This window comes from Mesorhizobium sp. WSM4842 (assembly GCF_055901575.1).
Window position 1 is genome coordinate 1,871,801 of sequence record NZ_CM148372.1, and the last position, 8,200, is coordinate 1,880,000.

At 63.8% G+C, this 8,200-nt stretch carries 6 protein-coding genes (1 of these 6 only partly in view); 5 read left to right on the forward strand and 1 reads right to left on the reverse strand.

Annotated features, from left to right (window positions below; genetic code table 11):
• Positions 1-141 precede the first annotated feature (141 nt).
• From AC0NIE_RS08995 to AC0NIE_RS09015, 5 genes are all read left to right on the forward strand, one after another.
• Entirely contained in the window at positions 142-1,131 is a 990-nt protein-coding gene (locus tag AC0NIE_RS08995) for a DUF4167 domain-containing protein (protein ID WP_473489492.1), read from the forward strand.
• Between the two features lie 223 nt (positions 1,132-1,354).
• Complete coding sequence (gene clpB / locus AC0NIE_RS09000; protein ID WP_473489493.1) at positions 1,355-3,961, forward strand: ATP-dependent chaperone ClpB; 2,607 nt, start codon at positions 1,355-1,357, stop codon at positions 3,959-3,961.
• Positions 3,962-4,005: 44 nt separating this feature from the next.
• A complete protein-coding gene (locus tag AC0NIE_RS09005) occupies positions 4,006-4,371 on the forward strand; it encodes an MmcQ/YjbR family DNA-binding protein (protein WP_473489494.1) in 366 nt (121 codons plus the stop codon).
• Between the two features lie 251 nt (positions 4,372-4,622).
• Complete coding sequence (locus AC0NIE_RS09010; RefSeq protein ID WP_473489498.1) at positions 4,623-6,089, forward strand: L,D-transpeptidase family protein; 1,467 nt, start codon at positions 4,623-4,625, stop codon at positions 6,087-6,089.
• A gap of 199 nt (positions 6,090-6,288) precedes the next feature.
• Positions 6,289-7,854, forward strand: coding sequence for an MFS transporter (locus AC0NIE_RS09015; protein WP_473489495.1), 1,566 nt, complete (start codon positions 6,289-6,291; stop codon positions 7,852-7,854).
• A 21-nt stretch (positions 7,855-7,875) separates the two neighbouring features.
• Here AC0NIE_RS09015 and AC0NIE_RS09020 read toward each other — a convergent pair whose 3' ends face one another.
• Positions 7,876-8,200, reverse strand: partial view of a M23 family metallopeptidase gene (locus AC0NIE_RS09020; protein WP_473489496.1) — the 3' portion only. Its footprint extends 1,637 nt past the window's final position; 325 of the gene's 1,962 nt are visible here — the last part of the coding sequence; its start codon lies beyond the right edge, outside the window; it ends in the stop codon at positions 7,876-7,878.

An 8,200-nucleotide genomic window follows, 5' to 3' on the forward strand; every position in this document is an offset into this window, starting at 1 on the left:
AAGTGATGTAACCGGAACAGGATGAGACGTGGCGCCAACGCAATCGATGCGGGCGAACGCCGGTGAAGAACGAGACGGCTGGCTGCATGAGCGCCTCCGTGCGTGAACAATTTTCGAAAATTTCAAAATGAAGAGAGTCGAATGAGGCCACAACAGCAGAACAGGCGCATGCGCGGTCGCAACAACAATGGCGGCGGCAATAACAACAACAACCGCAAGGGCCCAAATCCCCTGACGCGCAGCTACGAGAGCAACGGTCCGGACGTGAAGATCCGCGGATCGGCTCAGCAGATCGCCGAAAAATACGCAACCCTTGCCCGTGACGCGCAAAGCTCCGGCGACCGGGTGATGGCGGAAAACTATCTCCAGCACGCCGAGCACTACAATCGCATCATCGCTGCCGCGCAGGCGCAGCTACCGATCCAGAGCGCTCAGCAGAACCGCGACGATTTCGACGATGACGGCGACGAAGATCGCGACGAGTTCGACAATGCCGGCAACAGCAATGTCGGTGAGACTGCGGCTCCGGTGGTCAACCAAGGTGGCGGCCCGCAGCCGGTCATCGACGGCACGCCGGCCGAGTTGGCGTTCAACCAGGAAAGCGGCCGTGATAATCGCGATAACCGTGGGCGCGATAACGATGGACGCGACAGCGGTGGGCGCGACAACAATGGCGGCCGCCATCGTGACCGTCGCCCCAATGGCGGCTACGGCCAGAACGGCCAGCGCGGCGAATACGGTGCGCGCGGCGAGCAGGGCGGACAACGAGACGATCAGAACCGGCGCGACGATCAGAACCGGCGCGGCGATCAGAGCCGGCGCAACGAGACACCGGTACAGAACGAGACGCCCGTACAGGCGGAAACTGTGTCTCCGGTCGAGCCGGTTTCTGTGGCCGAACCCGCGCCGCAGTTCGAAAACTTTTCGCCGGCGGCTCTCGCTGCCCAGGCCGAGATGAACGAAGCAGCCGCCGAAAGCGGCGCTGCCCGCCGCCCCAGGCGTCCGCGCCGCCCGCGCGTCAATGCTGATCAGGTGGATGGCGGTAACGACAATGCTGGCGCTGATAACGAGAATGCAGCGCCGGCGGAAGACGCCGGTGGCGAGCCCGCCGTCATCGACGTCAACAACTGATCGAGCAAGGCTTCAGACATTCTTGGACGGCGGAGAGAAATCTCCGCCGTTTTTGTTGTGCGCGCCCGGGCAATATTATGCATTCACCATTATTGGGACGTCTTGAGGGTCCGTGGCTTGCGCCCCATATCTCGCGTGAACAGGACCCGGCTCGAACGGGCGGGTCCGTCACCGCAATCTGATCCGGTGCCGCAAAGCGGGCCGGTGACGGAAGGAGACAGAGATGAACCTTGAAAAATATTCCGAGCGCGTGCGCGGCTTCATCCAGTCCGCGCAGACCTTGGCGCTCTCGCGCAACCACCAGCAATTCACCCCCGAACATATATTGAAAGTGCTCGTCGACGACGACGAGGGCTTGGCCGCGTCGTTGATCGAGCGCGCCGGCGGCAGCGTCCGCGACGTCAAGCTTGGCGTCGAGACGGCACTTGAGGCAATGCCCAAGGTGGAAGGCGGCAACGGCCAGCTCTATCTGGCGCAGCCGCTGGCCAAGGTGTTCTCGACCGCCGAGGAACTGGCCAAGAAGGCCGGCGACAGCTTCGTCACGGTCGAGCGGCTGCTGACGGCGCTGGCGGTCGAGAAATCCGCCAAGACCGCCGACATCCTGACCAAGGCCGGCGTGACGCCACAGGCGCTGAACCAGGTGATCAACGACGTCCGCAAGGGTCGTACCGCCGATTCGGCGAGCGCCGAGCAGGGCTATGATGCGCTGAAGAAGTACGCGCGCGACCTGACTTCCGACGGCCGCGCCGGCAAGCTCGACCCGGTCATCGGCCGCGACGACGAGATCCGCCGCACCATCCAGGTGCTGTCGCGCCGCACAAAGAACAATCCGGTGCTGATCGGTGAACCCGGCGTCGGTAAGACGGCGATCGCCGAAGGGCTGGCGTTGCGTATCGTCAACGGCGACGTGCCGGAATCGCTCAAGGACAAGCAGTTGATGGCGCTCGATATGGGGTCGCTGATCGCCGGTGCCAAATATCGCGGCGAATTCGAGGAGCGGCTGAAGGCGGTCCTTTCGGAAGTTACCGCTGCCGCCGGCGGCATCATCCTGTTCATCGATGAGATGCACACGCTGGTCGGCGCCGGCAAGGCGGATGGCGCAATGGATGCGTCGAACCTGCTGAAGCCGGCGCTGGCACGCGGCGAACTCCACTGCGTCGGCGCAACGACGCTCGATGAATACCGCAAGCATGTCGAGAAGGACGCCGCCCTTGCCCGCCGCTTCCAGCCGGTCTTCGTCAACGAGCCGACGGTGGAAGACACCGTCTCCATCCTGCGCGGCCTGAAGGAAAAATACGAGCAGCACCACAAGGTGCGCATCTCGGATTCGGCGCTGGTCGCGGCAGCGTCGCTGTCCAACCGCTATATCGCCGACCGCTTCCTGCCGGACAAGGCCATCGACCTTGTCGACGAGGCCGCGTCGCGGCTCCGGATGCAGGTCGATTCGAAGCCCGAAGCGCTGGACGAGATCGACCGCCGCATCATGCAGCTCAAGATCGAGCGTGAGGCGCTGAAGGTCGAGAAGGACGACGCGTCGAAGGACCGGCTCGCCCGCCTCGAAAAGGATCTTTCCGCTCTGGAAGAAGAATCGACCGAACTGACCTCGAAATGGCAGGCCGAGAAGCAGAAGCTCGGGCTCGCCGCCGACCTGAAGAAACAGCTCGACGAGGCGCGCAACGAGCTCGCCATTGCCCAGCGCAAGGGTGAATTCCAGCGCGCCGGCGAGCTTGCCTATGGCAAGATTCCGGAACTGGAAAAGAGGTTGAAGGCAGCCGAAGCCCAGGACGGCAAGGTCGGCATGGTCGAAGAGGTGGTCACCCCTGATCACGTCGCCCATATCGTGTCGCGCTGGACCGGCATTCCGGTCGACAAGATGCTGCAAGGCGAGCGTGACAAGCTGCTGCGCATGGAAGACGAGATCGGCAAGCGCGTCGTCGGCCAGGGCGAGGCGGTGCAGGCCGTGTCGAAAGCCGTTCGCCGCGCACGCGCCGGCCTGCAGGATCCGAACCGGCCGATCGGCTCATTCATGTTCCTCGGACCGACGGGCGTCGGCAAGACCGAACTGACCAAGGCGCTCGCCAGCTTCCTGTTCGACGACGAGAGCGCCATGGTGCGCATCGACATGTCGGAATTCATGGAGAAGCACTCGGTCGCCCGGCTTATCGGCGCGCCTCCCGGCTATGTCGGCTATGAGGAAGGCGGCGCGCTGACCGAAGCGGTGCGGCGCCGGCCCTATCAGGTCGTGCTGTTCGACGAGATCGAGAAGGCGCATCCGGACGTGTTCAACGTGCTGCTGCAGGTGCTCGACGACGGCCGCCTGACCGACGGGCAGGGCCGCACGGTCGATTTCCGCAACACGCTGATCATCATGACGTCGAACCTCGGCGCCGAATATCTGGTCAATCTCGGCGAGAACCAGGACGTCGATGTCGTCCGCGACGAGGTGATGAGCGTCGTCAGGGCGTCGTTCCGGCCGGAGTTCCTCAACCGCGTCGACGAGGTGATCCTGTTCCACCGGCTGCGCCGGCAGGATATGGGTCGCATCGTCGAGATCCAGCTCAAGCGGCTGGAAAGCCTGCTCGTCGATCGCAAGATCACGCTTTCGCTGGACCAGGAGGCGATCGACTGGCTGGCGGCCAAGGGCTACGATCCGGCCTATGGCGCGCGGCCACTGAAGCGGGTGATGCAGAAGGACCTGCAGGATCCGCTGGCGGAGAAGATCCTGCTCGGCGACATCCTCGACAGTTCGACCGTCAAGGTCACCGCCGGTTCCGACCGGTTGAACTTCCGCTCGAAGCCGACAGTCGTGGCGACCGAGGCGGCGGCCTGATTTCGAGGCCGCCACGTGATTAAACACTAAACGGTGGGGCGCAGATGACGCTGGATGACTACAACAGCTTCTGCGCCTCGCTGCCTGCGGCGAGCCACGTCGTCCAGTGGGGCGGCGCGCATGTCTGGAAGATCGGAGCCAAGGTCTTTGCGATCGGCGGTTGGAGCGAGGGCAAGGAGCCGTTTGTCACCTTCAAATGCTCCGACATCGCTTATGACATCTTGAAAGAACAGCCGGGCCTTCGGCCCGCGCCCTATCTTGCCTCACGCGGCATGAAATGGATCCAGCGCCAGACAAGCCAAAGCATGGACGATGACGCGCTGAAGGACTATCTGCGCGAAAGCCACCGCCTTGTCGTGCTCAAGCTGACGAAGCAGGCGCGCAAGGAATTGGGACTCGCCGTTAGCTAGCTATGTTGCTCCAGACCGCCAGAAATCCGCCATCTTCATGCCCGGTTCATGTTGGAACCTTATGGTTGGCAACTGATTTGCTGGCGGAGGGGTTCGCTGCCGCATAGGCCCTAAAATCGAATTCGATTTTCGGAATGCATGATGCGGAGATTTTAAGTGTTAGAGCGTCCTTGCGCGTCCGAAGGGACGCGCGGCGCTCCAAAGTGACAACGCCGGGCGGCGGCAATTATGGACTGGAGAATTTGCCCAACATGTTCCGCACGATCTTCACCCTTTCGGCGCTTGCCGCCGGGCTGCTTTCTTCGAGCGCAATGGCCGCGCCGACGGAAGACATCGCGCCGCGATCTGCCCGTGCGGCCGATGCCGGTGGCGTGCTGGTCGCCCAGAACGGCGATTTCGACGTCTATTACGACGCCAGGGGAAACCGCGTCATCGTCGATGCGGAAACCGGCAAGGTCCTCGCTATCCAGCCGCCGCAGACCAGGTTCGACCGCCGCGCGCTCCGCCGCGAGCGCTTGCGCAATCTCGGACCGGTCGAGGACGACCGCTATTATCTCGACGACCCGGAAGACGCGGCGCGCTTGCGCCGCAGGCAATTGGAGGAGGAAGGCTTGATCGTCGTACCGCCGGTCGACGAATACGATCCCTACAGCGACAATTCGGTGGAAGCTTTTCCCGAAGCACCGCGCGATGACGGCAGCTATGGCAACGATTATCCGGAAGCGCCGCAGCCGATAGAGCCGCGCACCGTCAAGCGCCAGCCGCTCGACGAGGCTTCGATCGAACCGGTCGAGCCGACGGCGCCGGGCGACCAGGCGGCACTGCCGCCAAAGATCGGCGGCGAGACCGTTATTGATCCGTCGCTTTCACTCGGTGCACGCCAGGATGTTGCTGCGTTGCAAGTGCTGCTCGACCGCGCCGGCGCTTCGCCCGGCGTCGTCGACGGGCGCTTCGGCTCGAATGTCGACAAGGCGCTCGCCGCCTACAACGAGATCACCGGCGGCAATCTGCGGTCGACCGATGTGGTCGGCATCCAGGCAGCCCTTGAGCAGTCCGGCGGCGATGCCTTCGCCTCCTACAACATCACGTCCGAGGATGCGGCCGGCCCCTATGTCGCCTCGGTGCCTGAAGACTACGGCCAGAAGGCGCAGCTCGACCGGCTGAGCTACACCTCCGTCACCGAAGCGCTGGCCGAGCGGTTCCATATGGACGAGAACTATCTGAAGGCGCTCAATCCGGAAGCGAACTTCAACCGTCCCGGCACGATCATCAAGGTCGCCAATTTCGGCAGGCTTGTGGCGAAGCTGGTGGCAAGCATCATCGCCGACAAGGGCAAGAAGCAGGTCCGCGCCTATGACGCGTCGGGCAAGCTAATCGCGGTCTATCCAGCCACCATCGGCTCGGCGGACACGCCTTCACCCACCGGCACGCATGCGGTGTCGCGGGTCGCTCTCGACCCGAACTACACCTACAATCCGAACCTCAATTTCAAGCAGGGCGAAAACAACAAGATCCTGACCATCCCGCCGGGCCCGAACGGCCCCGTCGGCTCGGTCTGGATTGCGCTGGACAAGCCGACCTACGGCATTCACGGCACACCCGACCCCTCCAAGATCGGCAAGACCGAAAGCCATGGCTGCGTGCGGCTGACCAATTGGGACGCGCGCGAACTGGCAAAAATCGTGTCGCCGGGCGTCACGGTGGAATTCATCGACTGAGCGCCATATCCCAAATCATCGCGCACCCTGGGTCAACCCGGGAGCAGGCTTTTTGGGCGGCGTATTAATCAGCCGATGATCCTTGGCAAGCGAAGGAGCCGCGGTCCGGCGGCATAGAAGTCCCGATCCTGTTCTGGTTTCAACGACAGCAACCCTCTGGCCGGTTGTTGCCGGCGCATAGGAGGTCTAAGCAGGCTTCATGCGTTCTCCAAGCGAAGTCGGCGCCGAAGCGGTCCCACTGATCAGGCCGCTTCCGGCCGATACGTTTTGCCCGCAATCGCGGCGCAGGTTCGTGCTGATCGCGGCGATCCTGGCTTCCGCGCTCGGCTTCATCGACGGTTCGATCCTGGCCATCGCCACCCCGGCGATCCGCGTCGATCTTGGCGCTAGCCTCGCCGAGGCCCAGTGGATTTCAAACGCCTATGCGCTGACGCTTTCGGCGCTCATCCTTGTCGGGGGTGCCGCCGGCGATCGTTTTGGCTTGCGATATGCCTTCGTGGCAGGCATCGCGCTGTTCATTGCCGCCTCGCTTGCCTGCGCGGTGGCGCCGGACCCGCCAGTGCTCATTGCGTTTCGCGCCATTCAGGGCATCGGCGCCGCCATCATGGTGCCGGGCAGCCTCGCCATTATCGCCAAAGCCTATCCGAAGAAGGAGCGCGGCAGGGCGATCGGCATCTGGGCGGCGGCCTCGGCGCTGACGACGGCGCTTGGCCCGGTGCTGGGCGGCGTTGTCTTGTCGGCCTTCGGCGACGGCATCTGGCGGGCGATCTTCGCGATCAATCTGCCGCTTGGTCTTGTCTCGATCTACCTCCTGCTCGCCAAGGTCCCGGCCGACGCACCGACGGAAAAGCGCAGCCTCGATCTCGGTGGCGCTGCCCTCGCCACCTTGGCGTTCGGCGCGCTTGCCTACGGCTTGACTTCGATGAGCAGCGAAGGCGAGGGGCAAATGTCCGGCCCGAGCATCGCCGCCGGCGCGGTGTTGCTCATCGTGTTCATCGTCTTCGAGCGCCGGCAGCGCGAACCGATGATCGATCTCTCGCTGTTTCGGGTCGGCGCCTTCGCCGGCGCCAATGTGGCGACCTTCTTCCTCTATTTCGCGCTGTCGGCCAATCTGTTCTATCTGCCGATGCTGCTGATCGCCGGATGGGGACTGAGCGCGGCCGAGGTCGGCTTCATCTTCCTGCCGCTGTCGGTCTTGATCGCGCTGTTGTCGGGGCCCGTCGGCCAGTGGTCCGACCGGGTCGGTCCGCGTTTTCCGATCGCCAGCGGCAGTCTCGTCGTCGCTGTCGCCTTTACCGGGCTTGCCTTGCTGGCCTATGCCGGCATCCACAGTTTCTGGTGGGGAGTGTTTCCGCTGATGGCGCTGATGGGGCTCGGCATGGCGCTGGTCGTGTCGCCGCTGTCGACGGCGGTGATGACGGCGGTCGAGGACAAGGATACCGGTGCTGCTTCGGGAATCAACAATGCCATCTCGCGCATTGGCGGCCTGATCGCGGTGGCGGCGATGGGGTCACTGGCGGCCTGGATCTATGCGGCAGCGCTGAAAAGCGGGGCCGCATCCGGCGTTCCGGGTTTCGGCGAACCGGCGCCGGCGGGCCCGGCACCGGATCTCGATGCAGCAAGGCTTGCCGCCAGCGACGCAGCATTCGCAGCCGTCGCCTTGGTGACGGCGCTGCTTTGCCTGCTCTCGGCAATCGTGGCGTGGACGACTGTTTCCGGCGAACGACTGCCATGGCCGCGTGGATCTGAGACTTCGCAGAGCTGAGGAGCCCGGAAAGGCTCCGGCTCAGCCTTCGATCTTGGCGCTCGCGACCTTCAGCGAATTGCTGTCTTCTTGCTTGAGCAGATCGTCGATGCGCCCGCGCTCGCGCTTGAAGGCGACGAGGTCGTCGCCCTTCAGCACCTTGCCAACCGGCAGGCGAACGCGCATCGGGTCGACCTTGGTGCCGTTGACGATCAGCTCGTAGTGGAGATGCGGACCGGTGGCGAGACCGGTCTGGCCGAGAAAGCCGATGGTCTGGCCTTGGCGGACGCGCACGCCCGGCGCGATACCTTTGGCAAAAGCGCTCTGGTGATTGTAGGAGGTCTCGTAGCCATTGGCGTGGCGGATG